This is a genomic window from Haloarcula rubripromontorii (assembly GCF_001280425.1).
Classification (GTDB): domain Archaea; phylum Halobacteriota; class Halobacteria; order Halobacteriales; family Haloarculaceae; genus Haloarcula; species Haloarcula rubripromontorii.
The window spans coordinates 21,874-41,496 of sequence record NZ_LIUF01000001.1; the positions used below are offsets into that span (position 1 = coordinate 21,874).

Annotated in this window: 26 protein-coding genes and 2 tRNA genes; 3 read left to right on the top strand and 25 right to left on the bottom strand. The window is 65.4% G+C overall.

What is annotated here, in order from left to right; translation table 11 throughout:
- Positions 1-4 precede the first annotated feature (4 nt).
- The 20 genes from AMS69_RS00120 to AMS69_RS00215 all read right to left on the bottom strand — a co-directional run bounded on the left by AMS69_RS00120 (position 5) and on the right by AMS69_RS00215 (position 13,581).
- Positions 5-1,351, bottom strand: coding sequence for a ribonuclease J (locus AMS69_RS00120; protein WP_053966088.1), 1,347 nt, complete (start codon positions 1,349-1,351; stop codon positions 5-7).
- 264 nt (positions 1,352-1,615) lie between these two features.
- Positions 1,616-3,100: a hypothetical protein gene (locus AMS69_RS00125; RefSeq protein WP_053966089.1), complete on the bottom strand. Its 1,485-nt coding sequence runs from the start codon at positions 3,098-3,100 to the stop codon at positions 1,616-1,618.
- A gap of 161 nt (positions 3,101-3,261) precedes the next feature.
- Positions 3,262-4,014: an isopentenyl phosphate kinase gene (locus AMS69_RS00130; protein WP_053966090.1), complete on the bottom strand. Its 753-nt coding sequence runs from the start codon at positions 4,012-4,014 to the stop codon at positions 3,262-3,264.
- The gene (gene mvk, locus AMS69_RS00135; protein ID WP_053966091.1) at positions 4,011-4,994 is read right to left on the bottom strand and encodes a mevalonate kinase; all 984 of its coding nucleotides are present in this window, start codon (positions 4,992-4,994) and stop codon (positions 4,011-4,013) included. The genes AMS69_RS00130 and mvk overlap by 4 nt, the downstream gene beginning before the upstream one ends.
- A 136-nt stretch (positions 4,995-5,130) precedes the next feature.
- Positions 5,131-6,468, bottom strand: coding sequence for a cytochrome P450 (locus AMS69_RS00140; protein WP_053966092.1), 1,338 nt, complete (start codon positions 6,466-6,468; stop codon positions 5,131-5,133).
- Between the two features lie 70 nt (positions 6,469-6,538).
- Positions 6,539-6,919 carry a DUF5518 domain-containing protein gene (locus AMS69_RS00145; RefSeq protein WP_053966093.1) on the bottom strand — a complete coding sequence of 127 codons (381 nt, stop codon included), beginning with the start codon at positions 6,917-6,919 and terminating at the stop codon, positions 6,539-6,541.
- A 57-nt stretch (positions 6,920-6,976) separates the two neighbouring features.
- Positions 6,977-7,360: a DUF5518 domain-containing protein gene (locus tag AMS69_RS00150; RefSeq protein ID WP_053966094.1), complete on the bottom strand. Its 384-nt coding sequence runs from the start codon at positions 7,358-7,360 to the stop codon at positions 6,977-6,979.
- Between the two features lie 104 nt (positions 7,361-7,464).
- Positions 7,465-8,280: a 30S ribosomal protein S2 gene (gene rpsB / locus AMS69_RS00155; protein WP_053966095.1), complete on the bottom strand. Its 816-nt coding sequence runs from the start codon at positions 8,278-8,280 to the stop codon at positions 7,465-7,467.
- Positions 8,277-9,482, bottom strand: a complete 1,206-nt coding sequence (gene eno / locus AMS69_RS00160) for a phosphopyruvate hydratase (protein WP_053966096.1) — start codon at positions 9,480-9,482, stop codon at positions 8,277-8,279. The genes rpsB and eno overlap by 4 nt, the downstream gene beginning before the upstream one ends.
- Positions 9,483-9,484: 2 nt before the next feature.
- Positions 9,485-9,658 carry a DNA-directed RNA polymerase subunit K gene (locus tag AMS69_RS00165; protein WP_004516796.1) on the bottom strand — a complete coding sequence of 58 codons (174 nt, stop codon included), beginning with the start codon at positions 9,656-9,658 and terminating at the stop codon, positions 9,485-9,487.
- Complete coding sequence (locus AMS69_RS00170; RefSeq protein WP_004516797.1) at positions 9,655-9,855, bottom strand: DNA-directed RNA polymerase subunit N; 201 nt, start codon at positions 9,853-9,855, stop codon at positions 9,655-9,657. The genes AMS69_RS00165 and AMS69_RS00170 overlap by 4 nt, the downstream gene beginning before the upstream one ends.
- A 12-nt stretch (positions 9,856-9,867) precedes the next feature.
- On the bottom strand, positions 9,868-10,266 hold the full coding sequence (locus AMS69_RS00175; protein WP_004516798.1) for a 30S ribosomal protein S9: 399 nt from the start codon (positions 10,264-10,266) through the stop codon (positions 9,868-9,870).
- A complete protein-coding gene (locus tag AMS69_RS00180) occupies positions 10,260-10,697 on the bottom strand; it encodes a 50S ribosomal protein L13 (protein ID WP_053966097.1) in 438 nt (145 codons plus the stop codon). The genes AMS69_RS00175 and AMS69_RS00180 overlap by 7 nt, the downstream gene beginning before the upstream one ends.
- Complete coding sequence (locus AMS69_RS00185; protein WP_004516800.1) at positions 10,694-11,044, bottom strand: 50S ribosomal protein L18e; 351 nt, start codon at positions 11,042-11,044, stop codon at positions 10,694-10,696. The genes AMS69_RS00180 and AMS69_RS00185 overlap by 4 nt, the downstream gene beginning before the upstream one ends.
- Positions 11,045-11,068: 24 nt before the next feature.
- A tRNA-Leu gene (locus AMS69_RS00190) sits at positions 11,069-11,153 on the bottom strand.
- Between the two features lie 104 nt (positions 11,154-11,257).
- Complete coding sequence (locus AMS69_RS00195; RefSeq protein WP_004593560.1) at positions 11,258-12,037, bottom strand: DNA-directed RNA polymerase subunit D; 780 nt, start codon at positions 12,035-12,037, stop codon at positions 11,258-11,260.
- Between the two features lie 3 nt (positions 12,038-12,040).
- The gene (locus tag AMS69_RS00200) at positions 12,041-12,430 is read right to left on the bottom strand and encodes a 30S ribosomal protein S11 (RefSeq protein ID WP_005535604.1); all 390 of its coding nucleotides are present in this window, start codon (positions 12,428-12,430) and stop codon (positions 12,041-12,043) included.
- On the bottom strand, positions 12,427-12,942 hold the full coding sequence (locus AMS69_RS00205; RefSeq protein ID WP_004593562.1) for a 30S ribosomal protein S4: 516 nt from the start codon (positions 12,940-12,942) through the stop codon (positions 12,427-12,429). Before AMS69_RS00205 ends, AMS69_RS00200 begins: the two co-directional genes overlap by 4 nt.
- Entirely contained in the window at positions 12,942-13,475 is a 534-nt protein-coding gene (locus AMS69_RS00210; protein WP_053966998.1) for a 30S ribosomal protein S13, read from the bottom strand. Before AMS69_RS00210 ends, AMS69_RS00205 begins: the two co-directional genes overlap by 1 nt.
- 21 nt (positions 13,476-13,496) lie before the next feature.
- Positions 13,497-13,581, bottom strand: a tRNA-Ser gene (locus AMS69_RS00215).
- A gap of 214 nt (positions 13,582-13,795) precedes the next feature.
- Here AMS69_RS00215 and AMS69_RS00220 point away from each other — a divergent pair.
- Both AMS69_RS00220 and AMS69_RS00225 read left to right on the top strand, forming a co-directional pair.
- The gene (locus tag AMS69_RS00220; protein ID WP_053966098.1) at positions 13,796-14,095 is read left to right on the top strand and encodes a hypothetical protein; all 300 of its coding nucleotides are present in this window, start codon (positions 13,796-13,798) and stop codon (positions 14,093-14,095) included.
- Between the two features lie 146 nt (positions 14,096-14,241).
- Positions 14,242-15,303 carry an Mrp/NBP35 family ATP-binding protein gene (locus AMS69_RS00225; protein ID WP_053966099.1) on the top strand — a complete coding sequence of 354 codons (1,062 nt, stop codon included), beginning with the start codon at positions 14,242-14,244 and terminating at the stop codon, positions 15,301-15,303.
- Positions 15,304-15,365: 62 nt separating this feature from the next.
- On the opposite strand, the gene AMS69_RS00230 is transcribed toward AMS69_RS00225, so the two are convergent.
- From AMS69_RS00230 to cofD, 5 genes are all read right to left on the bottom strand, one after another.
- The gene (locus AMS69_RS00230) at positions 15,366-15,557 is read right to left on the bottom strand and encodes a 30S ribosomal protein S17e (RefSeq protein WP_004516807.1); all 192 of its coding nucleotides are present in this window, start codon (positions 15,555-15,557) and stop codon (positions 15,366-15,368) included.
- Positions 15,558-15,730: 173 nt separating this feature from the next.
- On the bottom strand, positions 15,731-16,348 hold the full coding sequence (locus AMS69_RS00235; RefSeq protein WP_053966100.1) for a DUF447 domain-containing protein: 618 nt from the start codon (positions 16,346-16,348) through the stop codon (positions 15,731-15,733).
- A complete protein-coding gene (locus AMS69_RS00240; protein ID WP_053966101.1) occupies positions 16,345-17,208 on the bottom strand; it encodes a triphosphoribosyl-dephospho-CoA synthase in 864 nt (287 codons plus the stop codon). The genes AMS69_RS00235 and AMS69_RS00240 overlap by 4 nt, the downstream gene beginning before the upstream one ends.
- Positions 17,181-17,927, bottom strand: a complete 747-nt coding sequence (locus tag AMS69_RS00245) for a tRNA-dihydrouridine synthase (protein ID WP_053966102.1) — start codon at positions 17,925-17,927, stop codon at positions 17,181-17,183. The genes AMS69_RS00240 and AMS69_RS00245 overlap by 28 nt, the downstream gene beginning before the upstream one ends.
- Positions 17,927-18,919: a 2-phospho-L-lactate transferase gene (gene cofD / locus AMS69_RS00250; protein WP_053966103.1), complete on the bottom strand. Its 993-nt coding sequence runs from the start codon at positions 18,917-18,919 to the stop codon at positions 17,927-17,929. The genes AMS69_RS00245 and cofD overlap by 1 nt, the downstream gene beginning before the upstream one ends.
- 161 nt (positions 18,920-19,080) lie before the next feature.
- On the opposite strand from cofD, the gene AMS69_RS00255 reads away from it, so the two are divergent.
- Positions 19,081-19,620 carry a protein-tyrosine phosphatase family protein gene (locus AMS69_RS00255; protein ID WP_053966104.1) on the top strand — a complete coding sequence of 180 codons (540 nt, stop codon included), beginning with the start codon at positions 19,081-19,083 and terminating at the stop codon, positions 19,618-19,620.
- Positions 19,621-19,623 lie beyond the last annotated feature (3 nt).

Here is a 19,623-nt window from a genome sequence, read left to right on the forward strand (position 1 = left end):
CGATTTACTCGGTGAGCTTGATCATGTTGCCGTTGCGGGTGATGTGGAGGTCCCGTCCGGCTTTGTAGCCCATGTCTTCCGCGAGGTCGACGTACGGTGCGAACCCTTCGAGGCTCTGGTGGGCCGGAATGATGTTCTTCGGCTGGAGCGCGTCGATCATCTCGTAGTGACCTTCCTCGCGGAGGTGGCCCGAGACGTGGATATCGTCGTAGATACGTGCGCCCTGCATGCCCAGGAGCTTCTCGGACTGGTAGCGCTGGCCCTCGTTGGTCGGCTCCGGAATGACCCGGGCCGAGAAGAGGACCTTATCGCCGTCGTCTAGCTCGTAGGGCGTCTCGCCGCGGCCCATGCGGGTGAGCATCGCGCGTGGCTCGCCCTGATGGCCGGTGACGATGGGGAGGAAGTTCTCCTTGCCCTCGTTCATGATCCGCTTGAACGTCCGGTCGACGGATTTCCGGTGGCCGTACATCCCGAGGTCCTCGGGGAAGTCGACGAAGTCCAGTCGCTCCGCGGTGCCGGAGTACTTCTCCATCGAGCGACCCAGCAGCACCGGCTGGCGGCCGATGTCGTCGGCGAACTCGACGAGGCTCTTGACACGGGCGATGTGCGAGGAGAACGTCGTTGCGACGATGCCGCCGTCGTAGTCAGCGACGCTGTCCATCACGTCTTTGAGGTGCCGACGCGCCACGGACTCGGAGGGGGTCCGGCCCTTCTTGCCCGCGTTCGTACAGTCCTCGATGTAACAGAGGACGCCCTCGCCCTCGCGGCCGATCTCTCGGAACCGCTTCATGTCGATCGGGTCGCCGATGACCGGCGTGTGGTCCATCCGCTTGTCAAGTCCGTAGACGACCGCGCCCTCCGGCGTGTGGAGGACTGGGTTGATAGCGTCGATGATGGAGTGTGTCACGTTGACGAACTCCAGTTCGTTGCGCTCGCCGATGGACATCGTCTCGCCGGCCTCCATCTTCACGAGGTCGTTCTGGACGCCGAACTTCTCCTCGCTCTTGATCTGCTGTTTGACGAGTTCGATAGTAAAGGGCGTCGCGACGATAGGTGCGTCGTAGCGGTGGGCGAGCTTGGATATCGCGCCGATGTGGTCGAGGTGACCGTGTGTCGGCACGATGGCCTTCACGTCGCCCTCCAGGTCGGACATGACCCGGTCGTCCGGGATGGCACCCATGTCGATGAGGTCCAGCGAGTGCATCCGTTCCGTCTCGACGTTGTCGTGAATCAGTACCTTCGAGAGGTTCAGGCCCATGTCGAAGATGACGACGTCGTCCCCTGCACGGACGGCCGTCATCTGTCGGCCTACAGCCTCGTAACCGCCAATTGTCGCAATTTCGACTTCCATGGTTGTAGCTCCGAGTGGAAAGCCGGCCGCGGGCATCCGGTGGGGCACGGCAACGACGGTATCTGCAATGTAGGCGACTTCGTCCGCGTCGGCGCTCCAGGCCAGTCGGGTACGCCCGTAGCCTGTGCAACCGCAGTGGGAGGGACTTCCGTCCCGCAACTTACATCCGCCGTCTGCCGGCCGCCGAACCGCAGTCCACGGGCGGCCGTGCGCTCGGTTACTTCGGACTACAACGGCGCTTCTTAAAACGGTGTGGGTTCGTCGCTACTCGTCGTCTAAAGGGTCCGAGAGCGGATCGTCATCACCGGAGACATCAAAGCCAGTGACACCGTCGTCCGCGAGCGTCGAGTCCTCGTCAGCAGTTGTCTCCGCGTCCTGTGACTCCGGCTCGCCCTGCATGCTCTCGTCAGCTTCGGTACCGGAGTGTTCGGTATCAGTGCCGCCGAACAGGTCGTCCGTCGTTCGCGGCCCGTCAGACGTGTCTGCTCCACCAGCTTCGTCGAGTAATCGGGTGTCCTGAGTCACCGCATCGTGCTGATCCGCCTCGTCAGCACCGGCTGAGCTGACGCCGGTGGGTTCAGTATCGCCTTCAGGTTCGGTTTCCCGGTCGTTGGCTGGTCCTGGCTCGTCCCCTCCCCAGTCGTCAGCCGCCGCGGGGTCCTCGCTCTGCGTGTCGAACTCCGCAGGGTCCGGCGGTGTCCATTCCTGTGGTTCTGTACTCGGCTCCGGTTCTTCGGTAGCGTCCTCAGCGAGCAGATCACGGTCCGACTGCTCGCTAGGTTCGGACTGGGGTGCAACCGGTTCCGAATCGTCGGCGAACTCCGTTGGGGATGGCTCCGGAGTGGGGTCGTCCACCGCCTCAGATTCCGGTCCGGAGACGTTTTCAGCTGGCTGTGGCTCCGATATCTCTTCATCCTGAGCCGCCGGGGCTGTCTCTCCATCTGTCGCCGGGGCCATCGTCTCGTCGGCCGACGGTGGTTCCGGAGTGGCATCGGCATCAAGACGGTCCGTCTCTGTCGCTGGCACATCGTCTGCCACCGGCTCGGCAGCCGTCAGTGAATCAGCATCTGCCGGCGGATTCTCGTCGGCTGCCGTCACCGCAGCGTCATCGGTCCCGGTCGCCGCAGTCTCGGACGTAGCAGATGGCGCTGCTGTGTCAGACGGGTCGGTGTGTTGTTCCGCGGACGCGTGGATTCCCGATTCACTGGACGGGTCAGCGTCTGGCTCGGAGTCAGCGACCGGTTCCGTCATTTCGGACTCGTCAGTCGCCGACTCGACAGCCGTCGGGTCAGCAGCCGGACCGGTATCCTGTGAAACCGCCGGTTCAGACTCGGCCGACTCCGGTGTGGGTCCGTCAGACTTCGAAGCCGATTCGGTAGCGGGCGCAGCGCTGCCCTCGGCAGTGTCAGTCGCTGTCTGGTCGCTCGCCGAGGGACTTGCGGCTGGCACATCGCCCACATCGCGCTGTGCTGTCTGTGCCGCGAGCGTGCCCGCCATCGTCGCGTCGGCGATGAGCTTGTGGGTCAGGCCGAGCACTCCGGAGAGCAACAGGAGGCCACCGAGCGCACCGACGACGATACCAAGTACCGCACGATAGCCCGCGGTCCCCGAAAGAGACCTGAGCGAGCCGTTCTGTATCAACACGTACCCTGCAGCGATGAGGCCGCCACCGACGCCGGCGACGACAAGCAATGTCCCAAGAAACCTCGTTCCGTATCGATAGACGTCGGTCAGACCTACTGCAGACATAGTCGCATAATTGCTAACAGAGAACAAATATGTTACGACAGTTGCTGAAGTGATATTTAAGCTACCAGTCTGCCGAAGTCAAGCAGTGATACCGCTTCAGCAGCAAGTCTCGGGCCGACATCGACTACAGCGTACTCTGGGATGAGGTTGTTGACGACAAGTCAGTCGGCGTCACCACCAGCGATGGTCGTCCCCGGACTCTCACCGGCGAGAAAGGCGGGCAACGCATCGGGACCAAACACGAGAGCGGGGGCAGAGAGCGAAAGCAGCGCACGCACCTTGCCGGCCATCCCACCCGACACGTCCGTCGCCTCGCTCTCGCCCAGTGCCGCTGCGACGGCCTCGAACGTCTCGATGCGGTCGATGACTGTCCCGTCGTCGTCGAGAACGCCGGACACGGTCGAGCAGACGCCGACGCGGTCGGCGTCGACGGCCGGCGCGAGTTCGACGACCAGTTCGTCGCCGCTCAGAACTGTCGCGCCAGCGCCAGCGTGTGCGACGAGGTCGCCGTGCAACACCGGAACGAACCCCTCGTCCAGCAGGGTCTCGACCTGCCGCGTCGGCAATGAAAGGTCCCCGTCAGCGTCGCGTGTGGCCGCCGAGAACGGATGGACCGGAACCGCCGGGACGCCCGCGTCGGCGAGTGCGTCCACGACGGCGGCGTTGAGTCGGCACATCGCGCCGTGGATGGCCCGGACGCCGTCTACATCGTGCGTCCCCGCAGTCGTGCTGACGCCGTGTTCGGCGGCGTGGTGGTGGCCGAAACTCCCGCCGCCGTGGACGACGACGATATCGTCACCGACCGGCGACTCGGCGACGGCAGACACTGCGGCCGACAGAGCGGCCCGGTCGACCGTCTCGGGTTCGTCCTTGTCGGTGATGACACTCCCCCCGAGTTTGAGAACGACCGTCATTCCTGCCGGACTCCGTCGGTGTCCAGTTCGGCCCGGAAGACATCCTCACACCCCGGCGTGTACTTCAGCGCCGTGAGCGCGTCGTCTGTCTCGTCCAGTGCGACGATACAGCCGCCGCCACCGGCTCCGGTGAGTTTCGCGCCGTGTGCGTCGGCGTCGCGGGCCGCCCACACCATCGAGTCCAGCGACCGCGAGGAGACGCCCAGCGCCGAAAGCAGGCCGTGGTTGAAATCCATCAGCTCTCCGAGCCGTTCGTAGTCGCCCGTTCCGAGCACTGCCTCGCCCTCACGGACGATGTCGCCGATTGCCGTGACGGTGTCGGCGGCGAAACCGTACTTCCCACGGAGGTCCCGGACGCCGGCGACCAGCGCCCCGGTGTCGCCGGCCCCGCCGTCGTAGCCGATGACGAAGGGGAGGGTGTCGATGCCGTCCAGCCGCCGGCAGTCGTCGCCCTCCACGCGGACCGCCCCGCCCATCGCCGAGCAGAACGTATCCGCCCGCGAGGCCTGCCCGTCCTGTACCTCATGTTCGACCTGGTAGGCGCGGTCGGCGATCTCGCTCGCCGGCAGTTCGACGCCGAGTTCTCTGGTCGCCGCGTCTATCGCCGCGACGACGAGCGCGGCCGACGAGCCGAGTCCCGCCCCGAGCGGGATGTCGCCCTCGACGGAGATCTCGAAGCCAGCCTCCGGCGCATCAGCCGCGTCACGGGCCTGTGCGACCGCTTCGTTGACGTATCCCATCCCAGCCTCGACAAGCGACTCGGCGACATCCACGTCCGGATGGCTCTCCCCGTCGCCGGAGTACTCGACGGTAAAGCCGTCCAGTTGCAAGTCGTTCGCGTGGATGCGTAACCCCTCGTCAATTTCGGTTGCCGTCACGTGCACCCGCCGCTCGATGGCGCAGGGCACCGCCGGCTCGCCGTAGACGACCGCGTGCTCCCCGAACAGGTACACTTTCCCGGGAGCGCTCGACGTGACCATACCCGCCCGTGTGCACCCAGGGCGTTAGGCGTTTTCGGAGTCGTCGGTCAAGACAGCAGTTGGGATACTGCGAAACGCTGCTGACATCGGAGAACTCGAACCGCACGCCACCGGAGTGGTCCCGTCGGAATCCGCGCTACCGCTCCTGCACGCGCATCGACATTTCCTGCCGGGGATGTGCAGTCAGCGACGGTAGCAGCTCCAGCGGCGTCTCGCCTTGGAACTCCAGTCGGTACTGGCTGGCCGTCGTTGCGGTGATAAGCTGCGCTTCCAGCATTGCGAGGTGCTTCCCGATGCAGTGACGCGGGCCGCCACCGAAGGGGAAGTAGGCGAACCGGGGGCGCTCGCTCGCTCGCTCGGGCTTCCAGCGCTCCGGGTCGAACGCCTCGGGGTCGTCGTAGAACCGCTCGGATCGGTGGACGCCCCACTGTGGGACCATCAGCGTCGTCCCGGCCTCGACGTCGTAGCCCGACAGCGTCACGTCCTCGGTCGGCTCCCGGAAAATGGTGTACACCGGCGGGTAGAGCCGCATCGCTTCCTGAATTACCCATTCGAGATAGTCCAGTTCACGGACGTGTTCCATCCCCGGCCGGTCGTCGCCGATAACATCGTCCAGTTCCTCGTGGACCCGCTGTTCGACCTCGGGGTGTTCCGACAGCAGGAACCAGGTGTACGTCAGCGTCAGCGCCGTCGTGTCGTGGCCCGCGAGCAGCATCGTCATCATCTCGTCGCGGAGTTGGTCGGGCGACTGGTTCCCGTCGTCGCGTGCCCGCAAGAGTACTGACAGGAAGTCCATCGGGCCGTCTTCGGCTGTCCCGACCGAGTCCTCGCGGACCTCGATAATGTCGTCCAGCACCTCGTCCAGCGTCCGCACGGCGCGGTTGAACTCGGCGTCATCAGGCATCGGCATCCACTGCGGCATGGCGAACCGAATGGGGTCGGGCTCGAACCGCTGGCCCAGCGGCAACAGTTGTTCCTCGATTGTGCGGACCCGCTGTTCGGAGAGTTCGACGCCCATCATCAGGTCCAGAATCACGTCCAGCGTCACTCGGGTCATCGACTGCTCGGCGTCGATGACGTCGCCGTGGGACCAGTCGGCGATGCGGTCCTCCGCGTGGCCGGTGATGCGGTCGGCCATCCCCGAGAGCCGAGCCATCGAGAACGCGGGGTTGGCGAGCTTTCGCTGCTGCTCCCACGTCTCGCCTTCACTCAACAGCAGTCCGTCACCCAGCAGGTCCCCGAGCGCATCTCCCTGAAAGTCGGGTTTGCGGAACCGATCGGCCTCTGAAACCAGTACTCGCTCGATTGCTGTTGGGTCACACAGCATGACCGTATCCATCGGCCCCATGTCGAAGCGGGCGACATCACCATAGGCCCGCTCCAGCGCCGAGATGAACCGGAACGGGTCACGAGCGTACGTGCGACTACTGCCGAACAGCGGTTCGCCCTTCGGTCCGGGCGGCGTCTTTGACATCGACTACTGTTAGTGTCGAACACGCTTGAATGGTGTGCCAAATGGCTGGAGGCGAGCGGTTCTGGGACGCTCAGAGCCAGCGGTCGGCGTCTAGGTCCCAGCTGGTGTGTACCGATATCCAGACGCCGCCGAGGCCACCGAGAGCGCTGAGTCCGACCGTGTACAGCAGAAAGAACGCGAACACGAGCGCCAGAAACAGGTCGTACCCCGGCGCGCCGGGCGGAATCCCGAACCCGAGGAGGCCAGCGATGTACAGCGCCGGGATGAAGAGAGCAAGTAAGGGGACCATCGCACAGACGCCGGCCAGCGTCCCCAGCCAGAGCCCCGCCCGGTAGCCGCCACCGTGGTTCGCCGCGGCCACGGCACCGCCGGCTATCGACGAAAAGGGGATGAACGACAGCGCAATCGTGACGACTGCCCCGATAGCGGCGTTGGTCACCGACCCGCGCATATGCGTTCGCAGTAGTGGCAGCCGCAGTGATGTAGTTACCGACAGCGTTGTGAACGGTCAGTCGCCGATAGTCGTGTCGTGCTTGACGTAGTTGCCCAGCCAGCCCCCGAGCGCGCTCAGGCCGAGGAAGTACGCGGCGGTCATGATCGTTCCGACGACGAGTACGAGTAGCCCCATCGCGCCGAATACGCCGAGCGCGTCGGGAACGATCGCCAGGAACGCGGTCAGGAAGACGAACACGACCGCAAAGAAGACCAGCGAGATCGCCAGCCCGATGACGCCGGACAGGAACCCGACACGGACCCCGTCGTCTCGTCCGCCCCCTTCGAGGTAGCCGGCGATTCCACCGCCGAGTAACGGCGCGAGTGGGACGAACCCGCTCAGCAGGGCGGTTGCAACGGCTCCGATGACGGCGTTGACGAACGTGTCTCCCTCTCCCATTTCCCGATGCTTCTCCGGGCCTCGTGGTAGGTCTTGTGTTGGCGACACCGGCGTCGCCACTCGCGTCTCGACGGGCCGGAAAACGAAACGAAGCAGCAGCGACGTTAGATGTCGGACTCGAAGTCGTCGAGTCCGTACGTCGGCTCGGCACCGCGGCGGTCGAGCGTCTCGTTGGCCAGCAGCCAGTAGACGACCGACAGCGCCTTGCGCCCCTTGTTGTTCGTCGGGACGACCAGGTCGACGTTCGACGTGGTGTTGTTGGAGTCACACATCGCGATGACCGGGATGCCAACCGTGATGGCTTCCTTGACAGCCTGGGCGTCACCGATGGGGTCGGTAACGACCACGATGTCAGGCTCGATGTAGCCGTCGTAGTCGGGGTTGGTCAGCGTGCCGGGGATGAACCGACCGGTGCGGACGCGCGCGCCGATCGCTTCGGCGAACTTCTCGGCCGGGAACCGTCCGTACTGGCGCGACGATGCGGCCAGAATCTGCTCCGGTTCGTAGTTGGACAGGAAGTCCGCGGCGGTACGGATGCGCTCGTCGGTCATCGAGACGTCCAGCACGTAGAGCCCGTCAGTTCGGACGCGGTGGATGAACCGCTCCATGTCCTGGGTCTTCTGCTGGGTCCCGATGTGGACACCGGCGCCGAGGTAGTCCTCGACGGGGATGAGGAGGTCGGCCTCCGACTGCTCGTCGGGCATGACGTCCTCGTCCAGCTGTGGGCCGGCGGCCGAGTCGGCCGCTTCGTCGGCGTCTGCGTCTTCGTCAGTTGGTTCGGCCTCTGTCGCCTCTTCGGCGTCGTCGGCGGGCTGTTCGGCTTCCGTTTCGGTCTCCGCGTCGACCGCTTCGTCGTCCTCCTCGGACGGGTCGAAGTCGGAGTCTGACGCGTCGAGACCTTCTTTTTCGTTGCCGCTCATACTGCGTTGTCCTCGATACGGATTAGTTCGTTCAGCTTGGCTGTGCGCTCGCCGCCGACCGCGCCGGTCTTGATGAACGGTGCGTCAGTGGCGACAGCGAGGTGTGCAATTGTCGTGTCTTCCGTCTCACCACTGCGGTGGGAAACGACGGACTCGTAGCCGCTTGCCGTCGCCAGTTCGATGGCGTCGACGGCGTCGGTGAGCGTCCCGATCTGGTTCGGCTTGATCAGGATGGAGTTCCCGGCGTCGGCGTTGATGCCGGCCTGCAGGCGCTCGACGTTCGTGACGAACAGGTCGTCACCACAGACGAGCGTCTGGTCCCCGACCTGTGCGGTCAGGTCCGCGAAGGCCTCGTAATCGTTCTCGTCGAGGGGGTCCTCGACGTAGACGAGGTCGTACTCCTCGACCTTCCCGGCGATGTACTCGATCTGCTCCTCGGTGGATTTGACGCCGTCGTCGTAGACGTAGCCGTCGGACTCGTCGTCGTAGAGTTCCGCGCCGGCGACGTCGAGTCCGAACGAAATTGCGAAGCCGAAGTCGTCGGCCACAGTCTCGACGGCCTCGTCCATGATCTCGAACGCTTCGTCGTCCGAGACAGATGGTGCCCAGGCACCCTCGTCGCCTTTGCCCGCTGGCAGGTCGCGGTCGGCCAGAATGTCGTGGACCTCCTGGTGGACCGCGGCGTTGGCGAAGACAGCCTCCTCGACGCTCGGTGCGCCGACGGGGGCCGCGAGGAACTCCTGGATGTTGGTCGCGTCCGCGGCGTGCTCGCCGCCGCCGATGATGTTGCCCAGCGGCGTCGGGTACTCGTTGCCCCGGAACGTGCCGCCGAGGTGCTGGTACAGCGGTGCGCCCAGCACGTCAGCACCGGCCTTTGCGGCCGCCATCGAGATGGCGACCGCGCTGTTTGCGCCGATACCGGAGAAGTCGTCAGTGCCGTCAGCGGCGTGGAGCGCCGCATCGACATCGCGCTGGTTCCCGGCGTGGACTTCACCGATGAGTCGCGGGAGTGCTTCCTCGCGGGCCTTGGCGATGGCTTCGTTGGCGGGGAGTTCGATGGCCTCGTACTCACCCGTGCTTGCGCCGCTCGGTGCCTTGCCACGACCGAAGCCCCCACTCTCAGTGAGGACGTCGGCCTCGACGGTCGCGTTCCCGCGGGAGTCGAGGACGCGGCGGAGTCGGATGTCAGTGATGAGCGTCATCGTTAGTCACTCCTGTTGACCGTAAACGGTAGGACGCCAGCGTCGTACTCCTCGGCGGCGATGAGTATCGGCTGGGTGTGTTCCGTCTCGATGAGCACGGGAGCGCCGTGGGCCAACTGCAGCGCTCGTGCGCCGAGTTTGCGGGCCTTCTCGTAGCGGCTTTCCTGTGCGTTCATTGGTAGGGTGAGACGATGTCGACGAGGTCTTTGTGCGAGACGAGCATCCGGCGACAGCAGTGCCGCTCGACGCCGAGTTCGTCGAGGACCTTCTCCGGGTCCTCTGGCTCCTCGGCCTCGCGGGTGCGAGCCTTGAACTCCTCCCAGTGTTCGCCGACGACGTTACCGCACGTGAAACACCGAACCGGTACCATCATACCTGTATCACCTTAGCGGTACGATTTCTGGTAGCGGGCCCGCGCACCGGGGCCGCCCCACTTCTTGGGTTCGGACTGGCGAACGTCGTTGACCAGCAGCGAGCGGTCGAACTCCATGAACGCGTCGCGGAGTTCGGCGTCGTTGGTGTGGTCGACGAGCCCGCGAGCGATGGCGGTTCGGGCGGCATCTGCCTGCCCCATGACGCCGCCACCTTCGACGGACACTTCAACGTCAACCTCGCCGCGGAGGTCGTCCTCGGCGATGCGGAACGGTTCCAGCATCTTGAGCTGCGCCAGCTCTGGGTCGACGAGTTCGACCGGCTGCGAGTCGATACGCACGCGGCCCTCGCCCTCGCGTACGGTCGCGCGGGCGACGGCGGTCTTCTTCTTGCCAGACGTGTTCGTTACCATGTCTTGTTCGCTCCAAGCGTTTCGCTGATTTCGCCCAGCGTGACGAACTTGATGTTCGACAGTCGGTCAAGCGACGTGCCGTCTAGGACCTCGCCGTCCTCGTCGTACGGGTTGCCGAGGTAGACACGGACGTTCTCGAACGCCTCGCGGCCACGCTGCTTCTTGTGGGGCAGCATGCCGCGGATGGTGCGCTTGAAGATGCCGTCCGGTCGCTTGGGGTAGAAGTACCCGTTGTCGTTACCGATGTCGACACGTTTCTTGTACTTCTCCGTTATCTGCTCCTCTCGGCCGGTGATCACGGCGCGTTCGGCGTTGACGACAGCGACCGTCTCGCCGTCGAGTGCCTGTTCGGCGACCTGTGATGCGACGCGGCCCATGATACAGTCGCGGGCGTCAATGATGACATCCGCGTCGAACTCTGCGACGCTCATCGGATCACCCGGACGTGGGAGCCTTCTGGGTTGTTTTCGATTGCCTGTTCGAGTGATACAGCCTCTCCAACCTGGTCGATCTTCGTCTCGGCGGTTCCGGAGAAGTCGACAGCGGCGACGGTGACATCCTTCTGCAGGACACCGGAGCCAAGCACCTTGCCGGGCACAACGACGGTTTCGTCTTCCTGGGCGTATCGTTCGATACGGCCGAGGTTGACTTCCGCGTGTGTGCGCCGTGGCTTTTCTAAGCGCTCGGCGACGTCGCCCCAGACAGCACCGCCCGAACTGCGGGCGGCTGACTTCAGGTCGGCGATGAGACTACTGAGTCTCGGGTTCGTCTTACTCATATGATTCCTCCGTTGTGGGAAAAGTGCAGGGAGCAGGATTTGAACCTGCGGACCCCTACGGGACAGCGCCCTGAACGCTGCGCCGTTGGCCAAACTTGGCTATCCCTGCGCGCGATTGTTCGTTTTGCGTGCCCCGTAAAACCCCTTTCGGTCCTCGCGCTCGGGGAGCGGGCGGTCATCGGTGTCGATGGGGTGTGTCGGGGCATTGTGTCGTTACAGCTGGACTGCGTCTTTCAGTTCGGTCGCGCGGTCACGCAGCGTCTCGACCGCGCGCAGGACCAGTTCCTCGGTGGTGAACGACCCGTCCGTCTCGACGTGGAACACGAACGCGTTCGGCACGTCCGAAACCTCGACGTCTTTGCCGGGGTAGCGGTTCCGGAGGTCGTTGTCGAACTCGTCTGTCGCGACGAGTTCACCGTTGGTGGCGTCGCCGGCGGCGTGTTCGGCCGCCTGCTCTTCGATGACGCCACGCAGGATGTTCGGATCGTCGTCCTCGAACTCGCCGAGGTCGCCGACGACCTCCACCTGCTGGAGGTGTCGGTAGCCGACGGCCACGCCGCCCTGATGTTTGGCGTGTTCCCGACCGGTGTCGAGGACGGCGTCGGCCTCGACTTCGAGACGTTGGCCCTCCTTGAGGTCGATGATCGGGATGTTGTCGTCGGCCGCCTCGACCATCGGGTCCGAGGAGACGAGGTCGCTGGAGTAGGCCGTGGCCGGCCCGTCGACGGACAGCGACAGCGTCACCTCGTCGCCGATCTCGAAGTCGTCGAGGTCGGTCGTCAGCGGGACCAGTCCCAGTCGGAGACCGATCTGCTCGTTGAACATCACGCTGGTGTTCTCGATGACGCGGACGGTATCGATACTGAACGTCGGTACGTCCGCGACCATCGCTCGGCGGATGCCGTTAGCGAAAGCCGGCGTGATGCCGCGCACGAGGATCCGCGCCTCGCGCTCGCCGCGTTCGACGAACTCAACCTCGTAGTCCTGTGTCATTGGTTAGAATCCGGAGTTCTTGGGTGCACGAGTACCGTCGTGCGGGGTCGGCGTGACGTCCTCGATGCGACCGATCTCCAGCCCCGCTCGGGCGAGTGCGCGGATCGTCGCCTGCGCACCCGGGCCGGGCGAGGTCTGGAGGTTGCCGCCGGGACCGCGGACCCGAACGTCGACGCCTTCGACGCCACGGTCGAGGGCCTTCTCCGCAACGACCTCGGCCATCTGCATCGCCGCGTACGGCGACGCCTCGTCGCGGTTCTGCTTGACGACCGTCCCGCCGGAGCTCTTCGCGAGCGTCTCCGCGCCGGTCTGGTCGGTGATGGTGATGATCGTGTTGTTGAACGATGCGTGCACGTGGGCGATGCCCCAGATGTCTTCAGTGTCTTCGCTCATTCTTGGGCCTCCGCGCGCTCAGGGTGGAGTTCGTCCGACAGCGAGCTGTGCTCGTCGAAACCGACCGAGCTCTCGACAGCGGTTTCGACCGTCATGCCGGGCCGGGTGACGCGAGCGTCGTCCAGCACGATGTGTCCGTGGACGATGAACTGGCGGGCCTGCTCGGGCGTGTTCGCGTAGCCCTTGCGGTAGACGACCGTCTGCAGGCGGCGTTCCAGCACGTCGGTCACGTCGAGCGACAGCACGTCGTCGAGCTGGTCCTGCTCGTTGAGGATGCCGTAGCGCTTGAGCCGAGCGAGGAACTCCTCGGACTCGGTCTCGTGTTCGCCAGCGCTGCCCAGCAGCTTCCGGGCCTCACGACGGTAGCCACGAAGCTCGGACTGTGCGCGCCAGAGCTCCTCCTTGTTCTTCAGGCCGTAGCGGCCGATGAGGTTGGCCTCGTCGGCGATGCGCTCGCCCTGGAAGGGGTGGTTCGGCGTCTCGTAGAACTTCGTGTTTGAGCCAAGTGCCATTATTCGTCATCCTCCGCGGCGGCATCTTCGGCCTGCTCTTCTTTGATCGCCTCGACGTTGACGCCGATGGTCCCCTCCGTCCGGCCGGTGGACTTGGTACGCTGTCCACGAACCTTCTGGCCACGCTTGTGGCGGATACCGCGGTAGGAGTCGATCATCTTCATGCGGTTGATGTCCTGCCGGCGGGTGAGCTGGAGGTCGTTGCCGGTCTCGTGGGTGGTCTCACCAGTGAAGTAATCCTTCTGGTGGTTGGCCATCCACTCGGGCACCTCGTCGGCGAAGTTCTCGACGTGGTCGACGACGCGCTCGATGACGTCGTCGTCGAGCTTGCCGAAGACAGCGCGCCGGTCGACATCCGCTTTCTGGGCGATGATTCGGGCGGCCCGATGGCCGATACCGTTCAGTTCTGTCAGTGCTCGCTCGACGGATTTCGTCCCGTCGAGGTCTGTCTGTCCGATACGGACGAAATAGCGGATGTCCTCCTCCTCTTCGGCATCCGCGTCCTCGCCCGCGTTGGGGTCTTCTGCACTCATATGTAGGTACTGATGGGTGAGCGTCGTGGCGGGGATTCGAACCCCGGAGGCTGTACGCCACAGAGTTAGCAACCCTGCGCCTTGGGCCAGGCTTGGCTACCACGACACGCGTTCTATGACACTCGCGCCCGCGGCACGCGGACTCGGGGGCCGGTCCCCCTACACGAGTCTATCCGATTCTATTCCGGGGTTGTATTTAAACGCAACGAAGGTGGTCTGCCGCGTGAGTGTTCGACATGGCCACTGAGACATGTAATACCAAGCCCCACCATGTGGACGGCGGGCTAAAGTATTCCCCCAGGGGCTGCATGGGTCCACACATGCCCCGGCGCGTCACTGATGGCGGCAGCAGCGTTGATCCGACCGACCGAGCGGCAGTCCGTGACCACCTCGAACGGTTCGCGGGGGCCGACGCCGTTACCGAGGCGGACGACGGAACGCTCCGGGCTGAGTTCAGTGGCCGCACACACGTCGCGGTGGCTCCCGACGGTGCGGTAGACACCGGCATGCCGCTGCACTCGTTCGATGGGACGCCGGAGCGACTCGTGTTCGACCACGACAGCGGCGAGTTACGCGCAGAACTTGACGACGGCGGCGTCTACGTGTTTCGACGCCCCTGAGTCCAACTGGGCCGCTGTACCCACGGTAGCTCCGATCTGTGCGCCTTGGTACTGACCAGAACCCCAATACCGCTGGCGTCGTTCGATTGCTGGCGTGTCCGGCAGTGTCACAATCCTTATCGCACCTCCGGGACCTACCCCTGTGCATGAATACAGACGACGTACGCGAGCGCCTGCGAGCGGTCGAGGACCCGGACCTTGGGGACGATATTGTCTCGCTCGGGCTGATAAACAGCATCGACGTGACCGACGACGAGGTCAGCATCGACCTGGCGCTCGGTGCGCCGTACTCGCCGACGGAGACGAGCATCGCGAACGAGGTCCGCGAGGCACTTGGCGACACTGACCGCGAAATAGATCTCTCGGCGAGCGTCGACCGCGGTGTTCCGGAGGCGGAGGACCCGCTCCCGAAGGTCAAGAACGTCATCGCGGTCGCCTCGGGCAAGGGCGGCGTCGGCAAGTCCACCGTCGCGGTCAACCTCGCCGCCGGCCTCTCGCGGCTCGGTGCCCGCGTCGGCCTGTTCGACGCCGACGTATACGGGCCGAACGTCCCGCGGATGCTCGACGCCGACGAACAGCCCCGCGCGACCGAAGACGAGGAGATAATTCCCGTCGAGAAACACGGGATGAAACTGATGAGCATGGACTTCCTCGTCGGCAAGGACGACCCCGTCATCTTCCGCGGCCCGATGGTCGACAACGTCCTCACGCAACTGTGGGACGACGTGCTCTGGGGCGAACTCGACTACATGGTCGTTGACCTGCCGCCGGGGACCGGTGACACGCAACTGACGATGCTCCAGCAGGTGCCCGTCTCCGGAGCCGTCATCGTCACCACGCCCGAGGAGGTCGCCCTCGACGACGCCCGGAAGGGGCTGCGGATGTTCGGTCGCCACGAGACCCCTGTCCTGGGCATCGTCGAGAACATGTCGTCGTTCGTCTGCCCGGACTGTGGCGGCACGCACGACATCTTCGGTAGCGGCGGCGGCCGCGAGTTCGCCGACGAGACGGAGATGCCGTTCCTCGGCGAGATTCCGCTCGACCCCGAAGTCAGGGAGGGGGGCGCGACCGGGGAGCCACTCGTGCTCGACGAGGACAGCGAGGTCGGCGAGTCGTTCCGCGATATCGCCGCCCGCACGGCGAATATGCAGGGCATCATCCACCGGAAACGCCAGAGTGACAACAAGCGTGCGCAGCCAGAACAGTAGCGGGCAGTGACTGAGGAGAGCAGCCGCTCAGATGCCGCGGGAGACAGAGAGAAAGAACCGAGTTACGCTTCGACTGGGTTGTTCATCTTCCGGGTGACGTAGCCGGCGATGCGGTTGCGGACACCCTTGGATTCGATGTTTGTCAGTTCCTCGACGACATCTTTGTTGTGTTCGAAGTCGGCACCGAAGGCGTCGGGGTATCGCTCCATGAGGAGCGTCCCGGTCTTCTTGACGTAGGCGGGTTTGATTGCCATGCGCGCTACTTGCTTGGTCGCACTCAAAAAGGGTTCGGAACGGACCACGCACGCGAACGTTTATCAGGAGGGGCGGGGCGACCCGTGACCGTGCGCTGACCGTCGCCGTGGCAGGTCCCGCGGGAGTGCGACACAGCCTGCCACGGGCCGACTGTGTCGCCTGTCCGCCCCGCCTACCACTCTGCGTCGACCAGGTCGCGAACGCGCTCGAATGCCGCCCGTTCGCGCTCGCTCCCAGCGGTCTCGACCACTGACTCGAAGTACGCAAGTCGGTCCAGCAGCGCCTCGCGGTCGTAGCTCGGCACGTCCAGCCGCGAGGCCGCGACGGTCGCCTCGACGACGGCGGCGTGGCCGCGGTTGGTCGTCGGCACGACCCGCCGTTCAACGGCGCTGTCCACTGGCTGTAGCGCCCACTCGACCCACTGGGTGTCTCCCTCTGTACCGGCGTCTCGCCGCTTAACGTTTACTTCGACCCACGCGTCCGCGCTGTCGAGGACGGGGTCGTCTTCCTCGCGGACCGATAGCGCCGCCTCGGCGAAGTCCACCGGGTCACGCGTGAACTGGACGTAGCCGCCGCCGCGCTCCCGAAAGTTCCGCCAGGTCCGGGTCCGGCCCCACGTCGTCGCCGTGGCTGGTCCGTCGCCGTCGGGCGCGTGGACGCCGAGGGCAGCGACGTTCCAGCGCTCGTTCGGCCCCAGCGTGGTGACGACAGTCTCGGTGACGCCGGCGAGCGCGACGGGCCACGCCGTCTCGGAGTCCCGCCCGCCGCCTGCCGAGGAATCCGCTGTCACACTTCCAGCCCCCGCTCCAGCGCGACGAACAGCGCACCGGCAACGATATCCGCAGTCGTTCCAGGGTTGATGTCCCGCTCGACGAACTCCTCGGCGAGGTCGGTTGCGTCTTCGTCGCCGTCGAGAACGGCCTGTGCCCGCGTCTGGACCTCCTCTGCCGTCTCGCGGTCTTGCCGGGTGACGACGAAGGTGTCCGGGTCCGCCGCGAGCAGTTCGAGGAAGACATCGGAGGCGCGGTCGGCGACCGACCCGGACCCCTCCAGTAGCCACTCGCTGGCCTCGAACACACGTTCGAAGCCGGAAACCCACTCCGCGGCCACGCCGTCGACGTCGGCGCTCGACTCCATCACGTCGAACAGCGTCAGCTCACGCGCCCGGAGTTCCGGGACGGCGTCGCTTCCGCGGCGAACGTCGAGCGGCTCCAGCCCGTCCGGCGGGTCGTCGACGGCCACGTCAACGTGCTCGAAAGCACGGTAGAACGCCGCCGCATCCTCGACGGTCGACTCACGGACCACAGTGTCCACGCCGGACGGTGACAGCCGCTCGTCAGCGGCCGCGGCGACTAGCGGCGTGAGCACCAGCAAAGCCCCGAACTGGGTGTTCCCACCCGACTGGCCGGCCATCCCCTCGACCGCAGCCTCGAACGCTGGACCGAGGGGGTCGCCCGCGGCTGCGCGGTCAAGCCCGGGTCGTGCTCCGACAGCGCCGGCCAGGAAGTGCTCGAATCGGAGGTCGTCGTACTCCCGCTCTCGGTCGACGTTGCCGGGCTTCGGCGTCCCGGAGACTTCCAGCAGCAGCGCTAGCTGGGCGTTCTGCCCGACCGACCGCTCGCTCACGGTGACACCTCCGACGCGAACCACGACGCGGTCGTCGCCCGCACCTCGTCGAGGACTGCGGGCCGGTCGCTCGCGCGACCGACGCTGACGGCGTCCGCGCCATACGAGAGGTACTCACGCGCGGTTTCGGTCCCTCGGACCCCGTTGTTCGCAACGATGAACAGGTCGGCGGCGTCGGCCACGTCGGCGACGACCGGCTCCGAGTCCATCGCGTCGACGTGGAACATGTCCCCGCCGGCCGCTTCGATAGTCCGAGCGACGGCGGGGAGCGAGACGCCGTCGAGTTCGGCACGACCTTTCACCGAAACCGTCGCCCCTGTCGCCGCTGCTGCTTCCACGAGCGTCGCCAGTCGGTCCGGCTCACGGAGTAGTGACTCGCCAGCACCGGCGGCACACATCTCGTCTTGCCGGCAGTGGGCGTTAATTTCGAGGATTGCGCCGTGGCGCTGACAGACGGCGGCGGTCCGCGCTACGGGCGCTGTCGTCGCGCTCCGGACGTTGAACGCCGGGCGTAGCGGAGCGTCTTCGAGCGTGCCGAGCTGGTCGTCGACGAACGCGACCGGGTCGTCGGGCAGGAACTCGGAGCGGTCGCGGTCCCTCATCGCTCGGGCGGCCTCGCGGGTCTGGTCGTCAAGTGCGATACCGCCGAGGAACGCACACCCGATGTGGGACTCGACCGCGCGGGCCCACGATGCGTCGGCCTCGCCGCTCAGACTCGCCAGAGCGACTCGCGGCTCGAACATCAGGTCACCTCCGAGAGCGCCGTCTCGACGGCGCGGCTCACCCGCTCGGCGTCGGCCGCGTCGTCGAGGGTCGTGTCGGTTCGGACGACGGGGACATCGAGTGTCGTCGAATCGTCATCGTCCAGTACGAACGCGTCGGCGAAGGGGTACGCCTCGGCCACGCCGGCGGTACTTGGCTCACGTCCGACGCCGGCCATCAGGTCCGCCGCCGGCCCCGAGAACACCGTGTCTTCGATGAATGGGGAGACGGCGACGACCGTTGTTTCGTGGAGTGCCTGTTCAATCTCATCGATGGCGAGCATCGGTCCGAGCGAAGTCACAGGGTTCGACGGACCGATGACAACAGTATCGTCGAGCGCGGTCAGAACGGCGTCGGTCGCGCTGGCCGCCGCAGAGCCACGAAACTCCACGTCCTCGACCGGCGGTTCCCCGCCGTGACCGACCCACCACTCCTGGAAGTGCATCGGGCCGTCGGGCGTGTGGACGATGGACGCGACGGGGTCGTCGCTCATCGGCAACAGCGACCGCTCCAGTCCGAAGGCGTCGGCGAGCGTGCGCGTCACCTCAGTCAGTGATCGGCCCTCATCGAGGAGCGAGGTGCGCGTGACGTGGACCGCGCGGTCCCGGTCGCCGATGTGCATGAACTCCGCAACGCCGGAGAAGCGCCGCCAGCGAGCGATGTCACGCCCCGCTGTCTGTGCGTCGTCGGGAAGGTATCGCGGCCCGCCGTCAAGCCCGGCGGCGTCAGCGAGTCGCGTCAGTTCAGTGTGTGTCTCGGTGGTGTCGCCGTCGATGCCCCACCACGTCTCCCGGTCGAGGACGCCACCGTCTAGGAACAGGACAGTATCGAGGTCCGGGCACACGAGGTGGCCTCCCAGTTCGATATCGTCGCCGGTGTTGGCGACGACAGTCGTCGCCGCCGCGGAAAACACGTCGTCGGCACCGGCGAGGAGCTTCGGCGTTCCCGTCCCACCGGCGAGAAACGTCACCATGTCTCGACGTAGGGGGAACTGACAGTATAAACGTGGTCACTGACGCTGGTCGGGGCTGTGAAGCGACCTTCCAGGAACGCCCTTCTATTCAGAGAATCACAGCTGAGAACTGGGTGGGTAGAATCAAGAGGGTCGGTAAGATAGGCAGGGTAACGGGTGCTATGCCCATCGTGAATCCACACCGCTTCGCGCCTGCAGCCTCCAACGAAGAGTACGTCTACGGCTCCTGTGCGCCGGGCTGGCATACGGCCGCCGCGCATCAGGACGCTCTCGATGAGTGGGTCGCACACATGCAGGCACACGACATCGAGCGGGTCTGCTGTCTGCTTCCCGGGCGACAGCTCGACGACGCTGGGGCCAATATCCAGCGCTATCGAGAGGCTTTCGGAGCGTCATCAGTCCGCCACGTACCGGTTCCCGACCACCGACTTATTCCTCAAGACCGCCTCCACGACGATATCTTGCCGTTCCTGGTTGACGCCTGTGAGACAGAGGAGCGGGTCGTCGTTCATTGCCTGGCCGGTATCGGCCGCACCGGCCAGGTACTCGCCGCCTGGCTGGTGTACCATTACGACTACGGCCCCGACCGCGCCATTGAGACCGCTCAGGAGATGGGCCGCGACCCCAGAGATGCTATCAAATCGGGGAACGCGACTGAAGCAGAACTGTCCGATCTGCTGTCATCAGTCGCACGCCTGTAGTGG

Excerpts from the sequence above, each read along its gene's own strand:
- AMS69_RS00120 (WP_053966088.1), bottom strand. The coding sequence starts at position 1,351 with ATGGAAGTCGAAATTGCGACAATTGGCGGTTACGAGGCTGTAGGCCGA.
- AMS69_RS00125 (WP_053966089.1), bottom strand. The coding sequence starts at position 3,100 with ATGTCTGCAGTAGGTCTGACCGACGTCTATCGATACGGAACGAGGTTT.
- AMS69_RS00130 (WP_053966090.1), bottom strand. The coding sequence starts at position 4,014 with ATGACGGTCGTTCTCAAACTCGGGGGGAGTGTCATCACCGACAAGGAC.
- mvk (WP_053966091.1), bottom strand. The coding sequence starts at position 4,994 with ATGGTCACGTCGAGCGCTCCCGGGAAAGTGTACCTGTTCGGGGAGCAC.
- AMS69_RS00140 (WP_053966092.1), bottom strand. The coding sequence starts at position 6,468 with ATGTCAAAGACGCCGCCCGGACCGAAGGGCGAACCGCTGTTCGGCAGT.
- AMS69_RS00145 (WP_053966093.1), bottom strand. The coding sequence starts at position 6,919 with ATGCGCGGGTCGGTGACCAACGCCGCTATCGGGGCAGTCGTCACGATT.
- AMS69_RS00150 (WP_053966094.1), bottom strand. The coding sequence starts at position 7,360 with ATGGGAGAGGGAGACACGTTCGTCAACGCCGTCATCGGAGCCGTTGCA.
- rpsB (WP_053966095.1), bottom strand. The coding sequence starts at position 8,280 with ATGAGCGGCAACGAAAAAGAAGGTCTCGACGCGTCAGACTCCGACTTC.
- eno (WP_053966096.1), bottom strand. The coding sequence starts at position 9,482 with ATGACGCTCATCACTGACATCCGACTCCGCCGCGTCCTCGACTCCCGC.
- AMS69_RS00165 (WP_004516796.1), bottom strand. The coding sequence starts at position 9,658 with ATGAACGCACAGGAAAGCCGCTACGAGAAGGCCCGCAAACTCGGCGCA.
- AMS69_RS00170 (WP_004516797.1), bottom strand. The coding sequence starts at position 9,855 with ATGATGGTACCGGTTCGGTGTTTCACGTGCGGTAACGTCGTCGGCGAA.
- AMS69_RS00175 (WP_004516798.1), bottom strand. The coding sequence starts at position 10,266 with ATGGTAACGAACACGTCTGGCAAGAAGAAGACCGCCGTCGCCCGCGCG.
- AMS69_RS00180 (WP_053966097.1), bottom strand. The coding sequence starts at position 10,697 with ATGAGCGTCGCAGAGTTCGACGCGGATGTCATCATTGACGCCCGCGAC.
- AMS69_RS00185 (WP_004516800.1), bottom strand. The coding sequence starts at position 11,044 with ATGAGTAAGACGAACCCGAGACTCAGTAGTCTCATCGCCGACCTGAAG.
- AMS69_RS00195 (WP_004593560.1), bottom strand. The coding sequence starts at position 12,037 with ATGACACAGGACTACGAGGTTGAGTTCGTCGAACGCGGCGAGCGCGAG.
- AMS69_RS00200 (WP_005535604.1), bottom strand. The coding sequence starts at position 12,430 with ATGAGCGAAGACACTGAAGACATCTGGGGCATCGCCCACGTGCACGCA.
- AMS69_RS00205 (WP_004593562.1), bottom strand. The coding sequence starts at position 12,942 with ATGGCACTTGGCTCAAACACGAAGTTCTACGAGACGCCGAACCACCCC.
- AMS69_RS00210 (WP_053966998.1), bottom strand. The coding sequence starts at position 13,475 with ATGAGTGCAGAAGACCCCAACGCGGGCGAGGACGCGGATGCCGAAGAG.
- AMS69_RS00220 (WP_053966098.1), top strand. The coding sequence starts at position 13,796 with ATGCCCCGGCGCGTCACTGATGGCGGCAGCAGCGTTGATCCGACCGAC.
- AMS69_RS00225 (WP_053966099.1), top strand. The coding sequence starts at position 14,242 with ATGAATACAGACGACGTACGCGAGCGCCTGCGAGCGGTCGAGGACCCG.
- AMS69_RS00230 (WP_004516807.1), bottom strand. The coding sequence starts at position 15,557 with ATGGCAATCAAACCCGCCTACGTCAAGAAGACCGGGACGCTCCTCATG.
- AMS69_RS00245 (WP_053966102.1), bottom strand. The coding sequence starts at position 17,927 with ATGTTCGAGCCGCGAGTCGCTCTGGCGAGTCTGAGCGGCGAGGCCGAC.
- cofD (WP_053966103.1), bottom strand. The coding sequence starts at position 18,919 with ATGGTGACGTTTCTCGCCGGTGGGACGGGAACGCCGAAGCTCCTCGCC.
- AMS69_RS00255 (WP_053966104.1), top strand. The coding sequence starts at position 19,081 with ATGCCCATCGTGAATCCACACCGCTTCGCGCCTGCAGCCTCCAACGAA.